This window comes from Paenibacillus hebaui, assembly GCF_051934385.1.
Classification (GTDB): Bacteria; Bacillota; Bacilli; order Paenibacillales; family Paenibacillaceae; genus Paenibacillus.
Map to the genome: position 1 here is coordinate 2,889,200 of NZ_CP196836.1, position 21,648 is coordinate 2,910,847.

The 21,648-nt window shown below is 50.4% G+C and carries 2 protein-coding genes; both read left to right on the plus strand.

Annotated elements, in window-relative coordinates:
* Window positions 1-9 precede the first annotated feature (9 nt).
* Window positions 10-11,619, plus strand: coding sequence for an SDR family NAD(P)-dependent oxidoreductase (locus tag ACR32F_RS13295; protein WP_440119138.1), 11,610 nt, complete (start codon window positions 10-12; stop codon window positions 11,617-11,619).
* Entirely contained in the window at window positions 11,616-21,605 is a 9,990-nt protein-coding gene (locus tag ACR32F_RS13300; protein ID WP_440119139.1) for an SDR family NAD(P)-dependent oxidoreductase, read from the plus strand. Before ACR32F_RS13295 ends, ACR32F_RS13300 begins: the two co-directional genes overlap by 4 nt.
* Window positions 21,606-21,648 lie beyond the last annotated feature (43 nt).

Here is a 21,648-nt window from a genome sequence, read left to right on the forward strand (position 1 = left end):
GAACTGTCGTTGATAGGACGCAGTCAGGAAACGTACGTGCAACGGTTAAGCCACAGCAACGCCATCGTTCAGGATCATCGTGTACACGGAATTTGTACGTTACCCGGGGTCACTTTGCTGGATATGATCTATCGTTTGTCGGCCCTATATATAGAGACACACTCCATCGAATTGCGCCAGATTTTGTTTACAACGCCCATTGTGACATCAGAGCAATTTGATCGCCAGATCGCTGTGACTTTCTCACCTGTACCTTCAGAGATGCAGTGGGGGGTAACCATCACGAGCAAAAAAGTGATGAATGGTATCATCGATCAGAGCAGTGAAGAACAACATATGCAATGTACGATGTTTCTTGTTGATCCCGAGTTTAATCCGCCGGTAATCCATGTTCAGGATCTGAAGACTCAATCCCGGGATCAGTGGAGCATGGATGAGGTTTATCAATTGGCGAGGCAGGTCAACATCGAACATGGGCCATTTATGCAAACTTTAGGGGTTGTCTACCAATATGAAAATCAGGAGCTTATGTGTCTGAATCTCAGTGAGCAGGCTTCCTTTTACTCCGATGAATTTTATGCACATGCGGCATTTTTGGATGGGGCAACGTTTGCAGGTTCCTCATTTCGTTTAAAGGCAAAAGCGCAGGGAATGTATGATGATCAGACTCCCTATATTCCTTTTATGATCGATCGGTTTCGTATTTTTGGCCCGTTACCTGACACCATTGGTGTGCATTCGTTTGCCCGACCATTGACTGGAGACCATTCGGTCTCATCGCCGGACCTGGTCTCCATGGATATTCGGATTGTCGACTCTGCTGGCAAGTCCCTGGTTGAATTTGAACGTTTAACTGCCAAACGCATACGTAATCCTCATTTGATACAGAAATGGGCCGAAGTTCATCATAACCCGAACGGGACAGAAGCATCAGGATCAGAGGAAGACACGAACCCAAAGCCTGTCACAAAGGGTAGCTTACAAGGTGCACCGGAACTATCCATTCAGCGTAGAAGTGTCCCTGAAGGGAATGTAAAACAGGTTGCGGATTATTTAAAAAAGGAAATAGGTAAAGTGCTTGGGACACCTGAAGCGATTTTGGACACAGAGCTGGGATTTTATCAGATGGGACTGGATTCCTTACAGCTTATCAACCTCTCCAGGACGCTGGAAAACAAAGTGATGGAGCAGCTCTACCCCACACTGTTGTTTGAATATTCCAACATGGAGTCTCTTGCCGCATATTTGCATCAACATTGGCCCGAGGCATTTACTGAAAATCAGTATGCGGAGAACAAGGCTTCGGGCAACAAGGCTAGCACCAAAACTACGGAATTCGATCATGATAAGGGAAAGAAGGATCATTACTCCTCGATTATGCTCGAACCCTTCTGGGAAGAAGCCTTGCTGCATAAGCGTAATACCTCAAATAGGGAGCGCAGCCACGTGGTTATTCTTTGTGAAGAGGCAACTGGACATAATCAAAGTATCAAGGAATGTTTTCCGCAATCCGAGGTTGTCACCCTGACAAGTAAACGCACCATGCCAAAATCGTTTGAACAAGTGTGTGAGCAATGTATGGTCTGGCTTCAGCAGTACATGCAGCAGTTTCCACTGGCCGAGACCCTCATTCAAGTGATTGGTCCGTCAGGAACGGGCAGTGATTTTGCAAGCGTTCTGGGAGCGCTATTAAAGACAGCTCATGCAGAGAACCCCCGTCTGCATGGGCAGATGATCACGGTGGATGATATTCATAACGTTACAAGAACCCAATGGGCGGACTGGCTGGATAAGGAGCGAGTAACACATACATCGGGAGTCGTTGAAGTGTATTACACCGGAAAGTCCCGCGTGCGAATGGTGAAAAAATATCGTGAAAAGCCGATAAAATTGCCGCAGAAAAACCAGTTTGCCGCAAAAGATGGTGTTTATCTGATTACAGGTGGATTGGGTGGATTAGGTTTGATGGTGAGTCGTCATTTGGCCGAGCAAGGGAGGATTACATTGGCGCTGGTGGGGCGTTCCCCTCTTGGGCAAAAAGAGTCTGACCAGATGTCCAAGTTGAAGAACCTGGGTGCTGATGTTCATTATTTTCAGGCAGATCTCACTCATAGCGAGCAGACGAGTCATGTGATCCAGCAGATCCGGACCAGCCTGGGAGCCTTTCGGGGAATCGTGCACTGTGCAGGAGTAACCCGGGACCAATTCATTTTACAGAAAACGAAAGAGAATATTTCGGAAGTGCTTGGCCCTAAAGTGAGCGGACTTTGGTACCTGGATGAATATACCCGTGATGAACCACTGGACTTTTTTATTTTATTTTCTTCTCTATCTGCTGTGCTCGGTAATATGGGACAAGCGGATTATGCTTGCGGGAACGCTTTTATGGATCGGTTTGCAGAGCTGCGCCAGCAGCAGGTTGTGGCAGGACAGCGATCAGGCAGAACCATTTCGATCAATTGGCCCCTATGGGCGAATGGAGGCATGTCGATTGATCCAGATTACGAGCAGCAGTTGGAAGCCAAGACGGGGTTGGCTCCGCTTCCTCAAAACGAAGGATTGCGACTGTTCGATTGGCTTATGATGAATGCTTCAACGCAGACTGTTGTGATGTATGGTAAACCCTCGTTCATCCGAAGCTTTGCGCAAACGGTTATCCATCCCTCCTCCGCAAAAGTTTCAAATAATGATAATGAGGCGTCTCGAAAAGAAAAGCGGCAATCGGGAATGCATACAGAGGATATAGCCATTATTGGTGTGGCTGGCCGCTATCCGATGGCTCGTAATGTGAATGAGTTTGCTGCGAATCTGTTATCAGGCAAGGATTGCATTACAGGCTTTCCCATCGAACGTTGGGAACAAGGGCGGTTTTCGTATACGCCAGATTCATATTATCAGTTTGGGGGATTCATCGATAAGATTGATGAGTTCGATCCACTATTTTTTAATTTATCTCCCCGTCAGGCGGAGATGATGGACCCCCAGGCGAGACTTTTTCTGGAGACGGCATGGGAAGCTTGTGAAGATGCGGGTTTTCGTGTTGAACGCAGTCAGCACCATGATGCTTCAACAGGTACCCGGAGTGTAGGTGTATTTGCGGGCGTATTCTGGAATCATTATGAACTGTTTGCATCGGAACTGACAGATCGTGGTGTACCTACATCCTTGGGGGTCAGCGCAGCGTCCGTCGCAAACATGGTATCGTATTGCATGAATTTCCGTGGTCCTTCTCTTGCGGTAGATACCATGTGTTCCTCCGCATTAACAGCCATTCATTTGGCCTGCGAAAGCATTCGAAATGAGGAATGTGAGTATGCTCTTGCTGGCGGAGTCAACGTCATTACACATCCACATCGATATATGTTTTTGAAAGAGGCACAGCTGTTGTCATCCGATGGACGATGTCGCAGTTTTGGAGAGGGCGGAGATGGATATGTGCCGGGTGAGGGAGCCGGAACGGTATTGCTAACCAGTCTGAGCCATGCCGAAGAGCAAGGCTACTCCATTTATGGTGTTATTAAAGGGTCTGCAATCAATCATGGAGGAAAAACATCAGGTCCAACGGTACCGGATTCAACGGCACAGTCGGAAGTCATTAAAGAGGCCTTTAAACGCTCAGGGGTTGATCCTCGAACAGTCAGTTATTTTGAGACACACGGCACAGGAACGTCCCTTGGAGATCCAATCGAGGTACAGGGACTGCACAAAGCGTTGGCGGACTGGACACTGCCGGAACAGAGTTGTGCAATTGGTTCGCTGAAGTCCAATATCGGACATTTGGAAGCAGCCGCGGGTGTAGCTGCGTTAACCAAGGTACTGCTACAGATGAAATACAACCGGATTTTTCCTTCCCTGCATGCGGAGCGCCTGAATCCATTTATCCCATTTCAGAACACTCCTTTTTATGTGGAAAGGGAAGGAAGAGACTGGAGAAATGTGAAGGTGGATCGTATGAATCCAGAAACGGAACCTTTGCGAGCAGGTATTAGTTCCTTCGGGGCAAACGGCAGTAACGCCCATTTGATTGTTGAAGAATATGCATCGGGAGTAGTAAATTCCAGTTCGGATTTTGAGTCCGAGCTTCCGGTCATTGTCCCGTTATCTGCCAAAACTCAAACAAGTCTGCTTGATCATGTGCGCGACATGATGAATTATCTCTCCACCGGTGAGGAACATCAAAATTCCGCCGCCACACAAGGAATCAAGCTATCCAATCTGGCATACACGCTGCAGATGGGCAGAGAGCATATGCGATACAGGGTTGCTTTTGTTGTCAGTTCTCTTGAAGAGCTGAAAAGGAAATGTGCAGAGTATGTGCAAAGCAAAGACCAAGGCCCGCGAATTGGATCGTTGAACAGTCGGGTTGGTTATGAGGGAGAAGTCAGGCTTCAAGAAGATGCGATAACAGAAATGTTTCAATCGGATGAAGACATTCGGACAGCGCTCGAAATATGGATTAACAAAAGAAAGATGGCTTCAATCGCTGAAGTATGGGCCAAAGGAATAACCATTGAATGGAAAAGCATGTATCCGGAGGACAACAGACCCATTCGAATCAGTCTCCCTACCTATTCATTTCAAAGAGAGCGATATTGGGTACCCATGGTAAATGTAAAAGGGGAGGCCGAGACGGCAGATTCCGGCAAGAAGGTGGCAGTACTGCACTCCATGCTGCATCATAACCGTTCGGATCTGCTGCGAGGCCAGTGGTACAGCAGCCAGTTCAGCGGCAATGAGCCTTTCCTGAGCGATCATGTGGTAGAGGGTCAGAAGCTGCTTCCGGCTGTCGTTCAGCTGGAAATGGCCCGGGCGGCAGCGGCACATGCAGCCAACTGGTCTCCACGTACGCATAGTTTGCTGCTGCGCCATGTAATGTGGAGCAGGCCTCTGGTCGTTGAGGAGGAGCCTGTGGAGGTTCATCTTTCGCTTGAAGCCGAGGCAGATGGAGGCCTTTCCTATGAAGTCTCGACAGCGTTATCAACTGACTCTACAACCGAGTCTGGGGAAGCGGTGTATAGTCAGGGGCGTGTGAGCGTGGGACGACCGCTCGCAGAAGCAGTGCAAACCCTGGATTTGCAGGCAGTGAGCAGCCGATGTACGCAGGGACAGGCCAGCGGGGAAGTCTGTTATGAAGCGTTCCGGAAACTGGGTCTGGAATACGGTCCGTCTCATCAGGCCATTGCCGAACTCCATTGGAGTGCGGATGAGGCTTTGGCGCAACTCCGTTTGCCACAAGCCCTCTTCGAAGGGCAGGCGGATACCATGCTGCATCCGGGTATGCTGGATGGAGCCCTGCAAGCGTCCATCGCCCTGCTGGCAGGAGATCAGATCGCGGAAGCCCTGGGGTCTACAGCTCTGGGGGACACGGCAAGCCGGAAGAGCCCAGCAGAACGAAGCGGGAATGGGCCCGCTTCTGCACCGCTGCCCTTTGCGCTGGAGGAAGCCGAAGTGATCGCCCCTTGCCAGGCGCAGATGTGGGCTGTGGTGCGTGTTCATCCCGAGCCTGCGGCATCCTCCAATGTGGAGGCGAGGGTCCGCAAACTGGATCTGGAGCTGTGCGATCCAGAGGGACAGGTCTGCATACGGTTGCGGGGTGTCACCTCACGTGTGCTGGAGAGTCGGGAAGGCGTGCTGCTGGTGCAGCCCGCGTGGCAGGAACTGCCGAAGCGCTCCCTAACGCCTGCGGTTCCGGCGGTCGAGCCAGCGGTGCTGCTGTGTGGTTGGGCCCCGCAAGACTTCGCGGATGCGGATAGACCTTGGGAGCAGATGGCGTTAACGGGGCCGCTGGAGGAGCGGTACGGACAGGCTGTTCAGGCCATCCTGTACTTCATTCAGCAGCAGCTTTCGAAACAGCGAAGCCGCCGCATGGCCTTGCAGGTTGTCGTGGCTGGAGATGAAGAAGGAAAACGGTTCGCTGGCCTTAGCGGGTTGCTGCGGACTGTGCGGCTGGAGTATCCGGGCAGTCTGGCACAGCTTGTCGAAGTCCAGCCAGAGACATCCGTTGCAGTGTTGGCTGAGCAGCTGCATCAGTGTGCCGTCCATGCGGAGGAAAGCCACCTGCGGTGGGAAACGGACGGGCTGAAGCGAGCGGGCTGGCAGGCGGTGGATGTGGATGAGAATGTGAACGGGAATGGGAACGTGAATGCGGAGATAGAGATGAAGGTGAAGACAAAGACGGAATCCCTGCTGGTGCCTCCCTGGAGGGACGGAGGCGTGTACGTCATTACAGGCGGAGCCGGTGGTCTGGGACGGATCTGGGCACGGGAAATTGCGGGACGGACAGAAGGCAGCACGCTGATTTTAACGGGCCGATCCCCGGCGATGCCGGAGACGGTGCAGCGAGAGATGGCGCAGCTTCCTGCCCGAGTGCTCTATGAAGCGATGGACGTCACCGATCGGGAGGGCGTTCACGGTCTATTTACGCGTCTTCGTCAGCAATACGGCCGAGTGAATGGGGTACTGCATTGTGCCGGAGAGATCCGCGACAGTCTGATTCGGAACAAAACGGAATCCGACTGGCAGGCGGTGCTGGCCCCGAAAGTAAATGGCACACGGAATTTGGAAGAAGCGATCGGGACAGAGGCGCTGGATGTGCTGCTGCTGTTCTCCTCCGGTGCAGCGGTGACCGGTAATGCAGGGCAGGGCGATTATGCAGCCGCGAATGGTTATATGGATGCGTTTGCGGTGAGTCGGAATGCACGGATGAAGCGCGGGGAGTGTCAGGGTCGAACCTTATCCATCAATTGGCCGCTGTGGGAAGAAGGCGGCATGCAACTGGAGGAAGAGGGGAAGCAGCGCCTATGGAAACAGCATGGGCTGAGACCGCTGGGGACCGCGTCGGGTGTAAAGGCGCTGTATCAGGCCTGGACGAGTGGGAGCAGCCAGGTCGCTGTTGCGGAAGGCAATCTGCCAGTGTTGCGAAGAAGCCTCCTGGAGCCAGGAGGTTCGTGGTCGGCCCAACCGTTCGAGTTGGCAAAGGCAGACGGGTTTGAAGCAACGTCGCAATGGCTATCCAGCCAGACGGAATCGCCCCAGGCTGCGTCTCAGGCGGGAAGCGCGGTCGAGCTGGAAGCGGTGCTCACGTCGGAAATGGCTGGGTTGCTGAACGTGGGGGAGCAGGAGATTGATCCGGACATGGACTGGAGTGAATATGGTCTGGACCCGGTGCAATGGAGCGAGCTTTCCCGCAGACTGCTGACCCGGCATGGATGGGACATTTCCGCAGAGACACTCTTGGAACAAATGAGCCTTCGCGCAACCGCTGAATTAAACCTTGCCAAGAGTTCAAAAGCGGATATACCCGCGGGTATCGAGGATACGGAAGAGATCACCGGACTTGATGACAAGCGTGAGGATAGAACCATCCTTTGGTTAATTGAAAAATTGGCACCCGTGATTGGCTTGCCAGATTCAAGGATTGAGCCGGATGCCCCGCTGGAGCAATATGGTATCGATTCGCTGCTCATTATGAAAATGACGGACGTATTGGAGAGTGAGTTGGGTTCCCTGTCCAAAACGCTGTTCTTTGAGTATCAGACCCTGAGGGAACTAAGTCATTACTTGATGAACATGCATCAGGTGCGTTTGGATAAGATACTGCAGCAAAAATGGATAAAACCAGCCGGAGCGACACAGAAGAATGTGTTAGAGAATTTACAGAAGGTGTCGGACTCCAGAACGCACGCTCCAACGCATGCCATGATATCGAAGCGAAAGCTGCTGACAGGAGTCCAAGCCAAAGCCAAACCTATTTTGAAAAAAACGGATCCGGACCTTTCCATTCATATGGACTCACCCTCTGGTGGCGAAAAGGGCACAAATAATCAGCATCAGGATATTGCCATTATTGGAATGGCGGGCAGATATCCAGGTGCCCGTAATACCCGGGAATTCTGGCATAACTTGCGTAGTGGTGTGGACAGCATTACCGAGATTCCATCTGAACGTTGGGATCACGGACAGGTGTATGACCCAGAGCCTGGAATTCCCGGCAAAACGTATGGCCGCTGGGGTGGTTTTTTGGATGGTGTGGATGAGTTTGATTCCTTGTTTTTCAAGGTGTCTCCTCGTGAAGCCGAAACAATGGACCCCCAGGAACGACTTTTTTTGCAGTGTGTATACGAAACATTGGAAGATTCGGGATACACAAGACAAAGCTTGAGCACGGAGAAAGTGGGCGTATATGTAGGTGTGATGTATGAGGAATATCAGCTCTATGGATCGCAGAGCTCCATGGCATTGAACGGCAATCCGTCTTCCATTGCCAATCGGGTTTCGTATTTCTGTAATTTTCGCGGACCAAGCCTGGCGGTGGATACGATGTGTTCGTCATCATTAACTTCCATTCATTTGGCCTGTCAAAGCCTTAGACTAAACGAATGCAAGGTAGCTGTAGCTGGCGGTGTGAATGTGTCGGTCCATCCCAACAAATATATTCTTTTGTCCCAGGGGAATTTTCTGTCCACCAAAGGGCGGTGTGAGAGCTTCGGCCAAGGGGGAGACGGTTATGTGCCGGGTGAAGGCGTTGGTGCAGTTCTGTTGAAACCGTTGGCGAGAGCCGTAGCGGATGGGGACCGGATTTACGGTGTGATCAAAGGATCGGCGCTGAATCACGGGGGGAAAACCAATGGATATACCGTGCCAAATCCGAACGCACAGACTGAAGTTATCGCGGACGCCCTGCATGAGGCAGGAATCGATCCGCGAACGATCAGTTATGTGGAGGCACATGGAACAGGGACTTCGCTCGGAGACCCCATTGAAGTGGCGGGTTTAACAAAGGCATTTGAGCAGGCGGTTCAATCCAACTTCAAGTGTGCCATCGGTTCAGCCAAATCCAACATTGGTCACTGCGAAAGCGCAGCAGGCATCGCCGCGGTAACAAAAGTGCTGCTGCAACTGCAGCATGGGGAACTTGCACCCTCCTTGCACGCGGAAGAAACCAATCCGAATATTGATTTTACCCAGAGCCCATTTTTCGTTCAGAAGCTGCTCGAACCATGGAAGCGTCCGAAGATAAACGGAGTGATTATTCCGAGACGTGCAGGCGTATCCTCATTTGGAGCCGGAGGAGCAAATGCCCATATCATCATTGAAGAGTATACGCCGGCGGGTATGTATTCGGAGCAGACAACAGTTGACAAAGACGAAGATTGCCCTCATTCCCCTGTTATCGTGGTGCTGTCCGCAAGAAATCAGGAACGACTCTGGAGTAAGGCGAAAGAATTACTTGAGGTGTTATACACCGGAATATATCAGGATTCGGATATGAGGAGCCTGTCCTATACTTTGCAGGTTGGGCGTGAGTCGATGGAAGAGCGTCTGGGATTGCTCGCTGTGTCCATAGAGGAACTGATTGCCAAACTGAACGCTTATATTGAACAGGCAGACGATATGAAACCACGAGCTTCCCAAAAATTGTTTTATACCGGTCATGTGAAAAAGGGTAAAGAGATGCTTTCCATCCTTAGTCGGGATGAGGACATGGAAGAAATGGTGAATCGGTGGATTCAGAAAGGCCAGCATGACAAATTATTGGAACTATGGGTACAGGGTCTGAACCTGGACTGGAATACATTATATGTTGCTGAGCGAAAACCCCAACGGATCAGTCTCCCAACCTACCCTTTCGCAAGGGAAAGATACTGGATTCCGCAGCAAGTTCAGGCCAAAGCGACAATTGAATCCAAGGTTGAGCAGGAGGAAAGTGCTTCTGCTGTCCCATCGGAACATAATCTCATGCTGACTCCAATATGGGAAGTAATCAATAAGACTGAAAAGTCCGAATTCAATCCTGGAAATAAACGATGGCTTGTGATTGGAGGTACAGCGGAGCAATGGGAGATGGTTCAACAGATCCATGCAAAATCAATCCGTATGGATGCGGAAATTGCGGCAGATCCCATCAGTCTGATGGATGTCTTGGAAAAGATCAATTCGATTGATCATATCATTTGGTTATCCAATCATATGTCTCTCCCACCAAATTCGCTGGATCATTTGATATCGGCACAGAATATGGGCGTGAAAAATGTGTTCCGAATCATTAAAGCCATGATTCAATTGGGGTATGGTCATCGCCCGTTGGAATGGTCGTTCTTAACTTGTCAGACACAATCCGTCTGGTCAAGCGACCCGGTTAATCCTGTGGATGCCGGAGTTCATGGTCTCGCCGGCTCGATGGCGCAGGAGTTCCCGCAGTGGTGTGTACGTCTCGTGGATCTGCAAGCCGGTAACATCAATGAACGTTCCATTCGTGCAGCGCTGTCTCTGGAACCGAAAGATCAAGGGGAACTACAGGTCCAGCGAAACGGCCGCTGGTATGGTCAGGAACTTGTTCGCCTGGAGAGTAATGCTTCTCATGACAACAGCAACTATCGTCATGGCGGAATCTATGTTGTTATTGGTGGAGCTGGCGGTATCGGTGAAGTATGGAGTGAATATATGATCCGGACCTATCAGGCGAGAGTGATATGGATCGGGAGAAGTGAATACAACGACGAGATACGACATAAGCAGGATCGTTTGTCAGCTCTGGGGACTGCTCCCGAATATATTTCGGCCAATGCAGCCAATGAAGTGGAATTAATGGGTGCGTATGAAACGATCAAAAGCCGATTCAAGACTATAAACGGTATTGTGCATTCAGCAATTGTTTTGCAAGATGGCAGTCTGGAGCAGATGACAGAGGAACAGTTTCAATATGTATTTACCGCCAAACTGGATGTAAGTGTCGTCATGGCGAACATATTTGCGAAAGAAAGTCTGGACTTTGTACTCTTTTTCTCATCCATGAATTCATTTACCAGACGACCAGGACAGAGCAATTACTCGGCGGGCTGCATGTTTAAAGATTCGTTTGCGCATTGGTTGCGACAATCCTGGATGTGCCCGGTCAAAATTATGAATTGGGGTTTCTGGGGTAGTGTAGGCAGTGTGGCTTCATTGGAATACAGGGAACGCATGGACCGGATGGGTGTGAGTTCAATTGAGGGGCCAGAAGCGATGGAAGCTTTGGAGATGCTCATGAGCATAGATCTTACACAGGCTGCCTTGTTAAAAACAAGAACACATTCGATTCCTGGAATCAATATGCAAAAGTCAGTACAGGTCTACATGTCGGATCAGCCTCTAAAGGTGAGTAGGCCAGAGACTCATGACCTCATGCTTACCTCTCATCCAGAGAAGAATACAGGTCATTTGCTCCAAAAGATGGAGCCTTTGCTTGCAAAGCTGATGTGGGTGCAACTACACGCCTCCGGTTGGTTTGTGTCCGAGATTAGCTCTGGCACTCTGGCGGAGTTAACACAGAATTTGTCGGATACCTACGCGCATTGGATCAGGGGAAGCTTGACAGCTCTAGTCCGCTACGGCTATCTGATGAAAACTGAATCTGGATACAGGCTGTGCAATAATAACGCGCCAAATGCCGAATCTGCTTGGCAGGAATGGGAGCACAGCATACCCGGCTGGATCAAGCACCACGGCGCGGAACCACAGATCAGATTGGTTAAAACGATGTTGAAGGCCCTGCCGGATATTCTCGGCGGAAAATGCCTGGCAACCGAGATTATGTTTCCTGATTCCTCAATGGAATTGGTCGGGGGGATATACACGTGAAAATAAACCGTTATAACGAAGTACTTGCTGAAACAGTGGCACATTATGTGCAGCATAAAATCCAGCTGGACAGTTCCGCTCTCCGCATGATGGAGATTGGAGCGGGAACCGGGGGAACAAGCGCAGCTGTTCTGCACAGACTAAAAACCATGGAACAACATATTCAGGAGTATGCATACACGGATGTATCCCAAGCATTTCTTTTGCACGGTGAACAAAAGTATGGAGCAGGCAGGCCATTCATGAATTATCGTATGTTTGATGTCCGTCATGCTCCGTCTGCACAGCAAATAGGTGCAGGTTCGTATGATGTGGTAATCGCAGCCAATGTGCTGCACGCAACGCCCGATTTGCGGACAACACTGCGTAATGTCAAGGCTCTATTAAAACAAGGTGGATTGCTGTTAATTAACGAGATTAGCAGCAATTCCCTTTTTACTCACCTTACCTTTGGCTTGTTGGATGGGTGGTGGTTGTATGAGGACCCTGAACTTCGTTTACCCGATTGTCCCGGAGTAGCACCTCATATGTGGGAACAACTGTTACTGGAAGCGGGCTTTTATTCTGTTGCATTTCCTGCAAAAGTTTGGCACGACGAAGGGCAGCAGGTCATTGTGGCTTACAGTGACGGCATAGTCAGGCAAACGGATGCTGAAGCGGTTCAAGCTGGATCTCCCACGCAGTCACGGTCTGAATTACAGTCCAATGATCCGTTTCCTCCGGGAAGTCGTCCCGAACTGGAAGAAAAGAAGCCGAGCAAGTCATCCTTAGGTTTGGCGAGCACTCCGGCAACCGCATTGAAAGCGCAAGTAAGTGAGATCGTGACAGACATGCTATCTGCATCACTCAAAGTGAACACCACCATGATTGATTCAGAGGAGCCTTTCTCCGAATATGGTGTGGACTCCATTACAGGCGTGCGGCTTGTCCAGTCCATTAACGAGGCGTTATCCATATCCTTGCAGGTATCCAGCCTGTTTGATTATAGCTCTATTGAGCTGTTATCCAACCATATTGTTGAGAAGTATCGGGACGTCCTTGTGCAGACCAGCGAAAAGTCCTCCAAATCTGTAGAACAGGCGGAATTGATCTCTGAAGCTTCTGTCCCACATGCGCACAATACAGAAGGTACATCTGAACGCGATAATTACCTTTCTGCCTTGCCGAAGTCCTATAGCCCATTAAAGGTGGAGCGGGGAGATATTGCTATTGTTGGAATGAGCGGCCGATTCCCGCAGGCAGATGATATCCATTCCTTATGGGATCATTTGGCCGCGGGAAAAGATCTGGTCGGTAGAGTCACGCGTTGGGATATGTCGTCATATTTCGAACAGGATACTCCCTATTGCAATCACGGTGGTTTCTTGGAAAACATAGATGAATTTGACCCGCAATTCTTTAACATTTCTGGCACGGAAGCTGCTCACATGGATCCGCATCAGCGAATTTTTCTTGAAGAATGCTGGAAGGCGCTGGAAGATGCAGGATATGCGGGAGAGGTAGTTGCCGGCCTGAAGTGTGGTGTATACGCGGGATTTAATGAGCTTGATTATCGGACACTGCTTGGATCAAATCCTGTTCCGCAGGCATTTTGGGGCAACTCGGGTTCAGTCATTCCTGCTCGAATCGCATATTATCTGAATTTGCAGGGCCCTGCCATTGCTGTGGATACGGCATGTTCGAGTTCACTCGTATCGGTTCATCTGGCCTGTCAGGGACTGTGGTCTGGAGAGACGGAAATGGCGCTTGCCGGAGGTGTGTTTATACAGTCCACACCTGGTTTCTTCATTGCATCCAATCGGGCCGGCATGCTCTCAACGACAGGCAGATGTCATACGTTTGACCAACGGGCAGACGGATTTGTGCCTGGAGAAGGTGCAGGGGTTGTTGTTCTGAAGCGTTTGAGTGATGCTCTGCGTGACAGGGACAACATTCATGGGGTTATTCGCGGTACAGCCATTAACCAGGATGGCGCTTCGAACGGGCTCACTGCGCCGAGTGCCAAGTCTCAGGAACAGCTTATGTGTGAGGTCTATGATCGTTTTGACATAGACCCTGGAAATATTCAACTGGTTGAAGCCCATGGAACAGGAACTAAATTGGGAGATCCCATTGAATACAGCGCGCTTGTAAAAGCATTCCGGACGTACACTGAAGAAGAAAGTTACTGTGCTATCGGTTCAATCAAAACCAACATTGGACATGCAGCCGCGGCTGCGGGTGTGGCGGGACTGATCAAAATTTTGCTTTCCTTAAAACACGCACAAATTCCAGCTTCCCTTCATTTTCAGGAAGGTAATGAACACATTCCTTTTGCGAGCAGTCCTTTTTACATCAATACAGAGACAACCGACTGGATCACACCGCCAGGTGTTAAAAAGATGGCCGCAATCAGCGCTTTTGGCTTCAGTGGAACGAATGCACATATGGTCATTGAACAAGCACCCGTCAAGGAAAGTCAGAAGGTCATTCGCCCCGGGAACCTGATTGTTTTATCCGCTCAGTCCCAGGAGCAATTGCGAATTCAAGTCAAGGAACTGGTTGGCTTCTGCAAGGAACAATCCGATGTGAGCTGCTGGGATATGAGTTATACCTTGCTTATGGGACGAAAACATATGAACTGCCGATTGAGCTGTGTGGTTCGTAACGAGCAAGAGTTGATCAGAATACTAGAGAAATGGCTTGAAAAGGGATCAGCGGCAGAAGTTCAGGTGGTGGAACTGGCACATACGCTGCGCCCACAGTCATCATTAATGCGTTACGGAAATGAATGTTTGCGGCATTGTTCGGAATCACCGGATTCAACTGAATTTACGGAAAAATTATTAGCAGCAGCAAGTTTATATATGCAGGGATATAACCTTAATTTTGAATTGTTGTTTGAACATACAACCGCAGGACGAATCTCATTGCCTGTTTATCCGTTTGCGAAAGAAAAGTACTGGATTGATGCTGGTTATGCACCAGATGACCGTGCAATCCGTCAGCGCTCCGGTCAGAGCAGAGAGGATTTAAACCAGTTCCTTCATCCATTGCTGCATCGTAATACTTCAAATTTGGCTGCTCTCCAATTTAGTTCTACCTTTGATGGCGGGGAGCTTTTTCTGAAGGATCATGTCGTGCAAGGGCATAGCGTGTTTCCAGGTGCAGCCTATCTGGAGATGGCGCGTGCTGCAGTCGAAATGGCTCATGCGCACGATGAACAAGCACAAATAAGGATAAGTCTGAGTCATATCGGCTGGTATGGTCCACTGCAGGTGAGCAATACGCCTGTTCAGGTTGACGTTTTGCTTCGTCCGCTTGATCGGGGAAAGATCGAGTTTCGGATACAGAGCAATGGTGCGGAAGAGCCTGTTGTGCACTGTCTTGGGCAAGCAACAATGATGGAGCCTCGGGAAGCTGTACAGACAGATCTGACACAGATCAGAACACAATGCATGGAAGGATTTTATACAAGAGAGGCTTGCTACAACCAGTTTAAACAAATGGGTCTGCAATACGGTGCATATTATCAGGGAATTGAGGAGCTGTACGTTGGGCAGGACCAAGTATTGGCCAAGCTGGATCTCGCGGAAGGCTGGCTACACGAGTATGGCGCTGGCAGGCTTCATCCTGGTCTTACAGACAGTGCCTTACAAGCATCCATCGGACTTCTGTTGGTGGCAGCAGGAGGTTCGCCTGGTATAACGCCAGTTCCGTATGCTATGGAGCATGTGGAGATATTGGGAAACCATACACCATTAATGTGGTCGCATGTTCGCGTCTGTAAGCCGGATGACTTTCTAGCTGATACAAAAAAAGTAGATATTGATGGATATGACTCCAAGGAGCAGCATGTCCTTCGGATCAGGGGGCTAACGTTCCGTGAGCTTCCCGGGCAGATAGAACATGAGGCCAACGGGACTTTGCTGGCTGAACCCTACTGGAAAGTGTCACCTGTTGAGAAATTTGACCAAGAAGATTCCGGGAATGAGACCATAACGTTGGGCAATCATGTGGTCCTTTTATTCGAAAATTGCAATCACAGCTATCCGGGAATGGAGCATTATTTACAGCGTTTTTCCATTCAGAGTGTACGTATTCGGTCAACCGATTTCAGCCAGTCTTGGGACGAATTATTCACCAACAGCGCATTACGGGTACTTGAAGAGATCCAGCGTCTGATGCGGGCAGAGTCACATGTAGACGATGACAAATGGCTCCAAATTGTCATTCCTGGCGATTTGTCGTTGTATCAGGGACTAGCCGCTATGTTAAGAACAGCCGAGCTGGAGAATCCATCCTTTCATGGTCAGGTTATTGAGTTCATGGATGAGACGGAATCGGAGATGCTGGCGAACATGCTCGTAGATAACCGTAATTACCCGGAACATGGGTTAATCCGTTATGAGAGTGGGCTTCGTCATGTTCAGGACTGGAAAATGAATGAATATGATCCGTTTCCAAGTACATTCGACATACCATGGAAATCCGAAGGGGTCTACGTAATTACCGGGGGAGCAGGTGCTCTCGGCATCATCATGGCTGAAGAAATATCTCGTCATGCACCCTCCTGTACCATTGTTGCTGTAGGGAGAGCATCCTCTTCAACGATTCGGAAGCCGTTTGATGCTCTGCGTGAGAAAGGAATAAACCTCATTTACAGACAGGGGGATATTTCGGATCGGCAGACCGTACAAGAATTGGTGAATTCATTCAAGATGGAGTTTGGTGAGCTGAATGGGATCATTCATTGTGCTGGAATCATGCATGATCACCCCATTTTTGCTAAAAAGGAAGGCGATCTTCGCAACGTTTTTGCTCCGAAGGTGTCCGGTATTGTTCATTTGGATGAAGCAACTCGGGAGGAAAAACTGGATCTGTTCATCGTTTGCTCGGCTGTTGCTGCGATGTTTGGCAATCCCGGACAAGCCGACTATGCGGCAGCTAACGCTTTTATGGATTCTTTTGTGTCTGAGCGGCACCAGCGAGTGCAGAAGGGTGAGCGATTTGGGCGGACCATCTCCATAAACTGGCCGTTATGGACTGAAGGGGGCATGACGATACCTGAATCCGTCCAGCAACGGATGTTCCATCGTTACGGTTTGGCAGCAATGGAAACGTCCAGCGGCATACAGGCTTTCTATCAGGCCATGGCAACTGGGGCCGGACAGATTGCTGTTTTGTCGGGTAATGTGACCCGGATCAGGGAGCTTTTATATTCCAAAAACCAACAGGGGTCCCTGGTTTCCAATGGTGAAACCAAAGGATTGGGATCGATGAATAAAATAAATCCTTCTGTTGGGGAATCAAATCGATCACAGGCAGGTGACAAACCCAAACGGACGGTTCAATTTCTGATCAGAACACTTGCCGAAGTTATTGGACTGCCCGAATCTCGGATTCAAGCCAACGCACCCCTGGAGCAGTATGGAATCGATTCAATCCTGATCATGCAGATGACAAATAAACTGGAGAGTTTATTTGGACCTCTGCCCAAAACATTATTTTTTGAATACCAGACGATTGGGGATTTGAGCGGGTACTTTCTACAGGAACAAGGCGAAAAACTGGACAGGTTGCTAAGGGAGGGAAATCCCCATACAGCCTCAGATGCAGTATCCATACCTTTGGAAGACAAGCATGTCAAAGAACAGCAGCCCGTACTGCAACCTGCCTTGTCCATCCCTGGAGAGAATTGGTCACCCTATCTGGCTGTTGAACGGGGCCAAACGACTGCACCACGGATGAATGAATCACACACAAAGGTGTCCAGGCAGGACACACCTGCCGATACGCAGCAGGACATCGCCATTATTGGTGTGGCGGGAAGGTATCCAGGAGCACAGAATATCCATGAGTTTTGGGACAATCTGCGCAGTGGAACGGACAGTATTACCGAAATACCCGCAGATCGCTGGGATCAGGAGCAGGTGTATGATCCGGCGCCGGGTACGCCGGGCAAGACCTATGGGCGCTGGGGCGGATTTCTGGACGGGGTGGACGAATTCGATCCACTGTTCTTCCAGATCTCTCCCCGGGAAGCCGAGATGATGGACCCGCAGGAGCGATTGTTCATGCAGTGTGTGTACGAGACACTGGAGGATGCCGGGTATACGCGGGAGCGTTTGACGGCCGACATCGTGGGTGTGTACGTGGGCGTGATGTACGAGGAATACCAGTTATACGGGGCTGAGTCATCCATTGCGCTCTCGGGTAATCCGGCGTCCATCGCCAACCGGGTGTCGTATTTCTGTAATTTCCGTGGACCGAGCATGGCAGTGGATACGATGTGTTCATCTTCGCTGACCTCCATTCATCTGGCGTGTCAAAGTCTGAGACAGAACGAATGTCAGGTTGCGGTGGCGGGCGGGGTGAATGTGTCGGTCCACCCGAACAAATATATCATGCTGTCCCAGGGACGATTCCTGTCCAGCAAAGGCCGCTGCGAGAGCTTTGGTGAAGGGGGCGACGGATATGTGCCGGGTGAAGGGGTGGGCGCGGTCCTGTTAAAGCCGCTTGCGCGGGCGGTTGCAGACGGGGACCGGATTTACGGAGTGATCAAAGGGTCGGCCTTGAATCACGGCGGAAAAACAAACGGGTACACCGTGCCGAATCCCAACGCCCAGGCGGACGTCATCGGCCGGGCCTTGCGTGAGGCGGACATTGACCCGCGGACGATCAGCTATGTGGAAGCCCATGGTACGGGTACGTCGCTGGGCGACCCGATTGAGATCGCGGGGCTGAGCAAAGCGTTTCAACGCGACCCGTCGGAAGAGGCCTACTGTGCAATTGGCTCCGCGAAATCGAATATCGGACATGCGGAGAGCGCAGCAGGCATCGTGGGAGTCACCAAGGTGCTGCTGCAATTGCAGCATGGGGAGCTGGCGCCGTCCCTGCATGTGCAGCAGACCAACCCGCATATTGACTTTAGTCAAACCCCGTTCACGGTCCAGCGGGAGCTGGACGTTTGGGCACGTCCGAGAGTGGACGGTGAGATTGTACCGCGACGGGCAGGGATTTCCTCGTTTGGGGCAGGTGGAGCGAATGCTCATATCATTTTGGAGGAATACCGGGAACCTGATCTGGCGCAAGAAAAGGCGAACGAGCAAAACGAGAACCATGAACAAAATGAAGTGCCAGGGATGATTGTGCTGTCAGCGAGGAACGAGGAACGACTGGTCGTTCAGGCCCGTCAGCTGCGGGATGTACTTCGAATGACGCAAAGCAGCTGGAAGGTGCGGGAGATTGCTTATACGCTGCAAACGGGACGTGAAGCGATGGAGGCTCGTCTGGGCGTGCTGGCGCAAACGGTGGACGAACTGGTCGCCAAGCTGGACCGTTATGTGGAACAGGTTAGTCAGGCAGAACCGGAAGGCAAAGGGAGCCAGTATTATCAGGGACATGTGAAGCAAGGACAGGAGAATCCGGGGTGGCTGACGGATGAGGAAGACATGAAAGAAAATGTGAAACGCTGGCTGTCCCAGGGGCGTTATGAGCATGTACTGGACGCCTGGACGCGAGGGGCAGTGATCCGGTGGATGGAGCTATATGGGGAAAACAGACAGCAGCACCCGCGCCGAATCAATCTGCCAACGTATCCGTTTGCAGCTGAACGTTACTGGGTACCTGAGCCTCTTGTCTCGGGCGAAAAGAGAAGCAAAGTATTACAACATACTGGCGTACCTATTTTACATCCGCTTGTACACTGCAATACATCCAGCTTTGGCTTGCAGCGATATGCCAGTACGTTTACGGGCGAGGAAACGATTTTGGCTCATCATCAGGTGAATGGAGAGAAATGGCTTCCAGGTACGGCCTATCTGGAAATGGCCAGAGCGGCGGTTCAGCAAGCTGTTGGACTTTTCGACGATTCGTTGCAGGTATCGTGTATTCAGAAAGTCACATGGATGATACCTCTAAAGGTTGATCAGCCTGTTGATGTTCTGATCGAACTTGAACAGCAGAATGATGAAATCGTAGGTTTCGAGATCTATAGCTTCACTCATGGATCTGAGCAACTCAAGCGGAGTCATTGTAAAGGTTCCGTTCTGCTGCGGGGGAAGCATACACTCTCTCAACAAACGGGAAACAAGCTTTGGCTGGTTGAGAAGGCAGAACGTGTCCTTGCTGGTAACGAGTGTTATTCCCTGTTTGACGGGTTAGGTCTAGCCTACGGGTCCGCTTTTCAGGGACTTGTACAGCTGTTAATCCAGGATCATCAGGTTTGGGCACAATTGCGGTTGTCTCCGGCGGCCGGGCATAAGGAGTTATATGTATTGAATCCATATTTGCTTGATGCGGCATTTCAGGCGTCCGTGGGTCTTTTGTTAAAACAACATGTGGAGGAAGGCCAAAGTTCTGATTCAGTGCCACTGCCATTTACACTGGATCAGCTGGAAATCCTGCATCCTTGCACGGAAGAGATGTGGGTGCGTGTCCAACGGTTGGACCAACCTTCTGGAGCGCAGGGGCTGATCAAGTTTCGAATTGAAATGTATAGCCCGGACGGAAGGTTATGCATTCGGATGACAGAGCTGGCATGTAAAGCTCCTTCAGCGGACAGACTTTCTTTATTTCAAAATCCGTTGACATCCGGGGACATCCCTCCTGTTGGACATGTTCTGATGACACCCATGTGGAGTGTATTTACGCCGGAGGAAACAGCGCTTCCGCTATCCGTTGGTAACAAGGTGCTCATCATCAGTGACAACGATACAGGCCATGAGGAAGCCCTGAAACTATATCCGGGTGCACTGCACATGCTGCCACAGAATAGCATCATCGCTTGGAAGGACAGCCTGTCGGAGTTAGCCATGCTGGATCATATCGTTTGGCAGGCTCCGTCTCCCGGTAACGTAAGCATGACAGATCATTCGATTGTTGATGGACAGGAGCAGGGGGTTCTTCAACTGTTCAGGTTGGTCAAAAGTCTGCTGGAGCTTGGATACGGTAATCGAAGCTTGAGTTTGACCATCATCACAACAAATGTGATCCCATCCTCTCCGATGGACGAAATTAACCCTACCCATGCCAGCGTTCATGGTTTTGCGGGTTCTTTGGCCAAAGAATACTCCCGGTGGAACATAAAGCTGCTTGATCTGGAGCATGAGGTTGAATGGGCGGAGACCCGAATGCAAGATCTTCCTTGGGATACGCAAGGTAACGCCTATCTCTACAGAGATAACGAGTGGTTACGCCAGGAGTTGATACCGGTAAATGTGCACAATGAACATGCGATCCAAGATGCTTATCGCCAAGAGGGAGTATATGTGGTCATTGGTGGGGCAGGTGGCATTGGACAGGTGTGGAGTGAATACATGATGCGGAAGTACAATGCGCGTATTATCTGGATCGGGAGAAGGGAACCGGATTTGATTATTCAAAGTCGTCTGGAACGTTTGGCCTCGCTGGGCAGTGCTCCCGCTCCCGAGTACATTGTGGCGGATGCGACAAATGGAGATTCCCTCCGGAGGGCCTATGAACAGATTAAGCTAAGACATCCCCATATTCATGGTGTAATTCATTCTGCGATTGTATTGCAGGATCGGAGCATCGCCAATATGGAGGAGGATCGTTTTCAGGCTGTCTTATCTGCGAAAGTTGCTGTAAGTGCAAGCATGGCTCAGGTATTTGGACAGGATGATCTCGACTTCATGCTGTTCTTCTCCTCTTTTAATTCGTTTACCAGATCACCTGGGCAAAGCAATTATGCGGCTGGCTGCACCTTCAAGGATGCGTATGCTCATCAGCTTGCGAGGGAGCGTTCCTATGATGTCAAAGTCATCAATTGGGGTTATTGGGGAAGTGTGGGAAGTGTAGCCTCGGAAGAATACAACACACTTATGAGCAATGCCGGTATCGGTTCTATTGAAGTACCTGAAGCCATGAAAGCGCTGGAAATCCTTTTGACAGGATCACTGGATCAACTGGGACTTGTCAGAACGACCAGACCTCTTTTTATGCAAGAGCTGAACTTGAACAAAGTTGCATCCCTGAATGTGTAACAGAAAGAGGTGTTGACAGGGTGCATGAACCGTTTTGCACGGT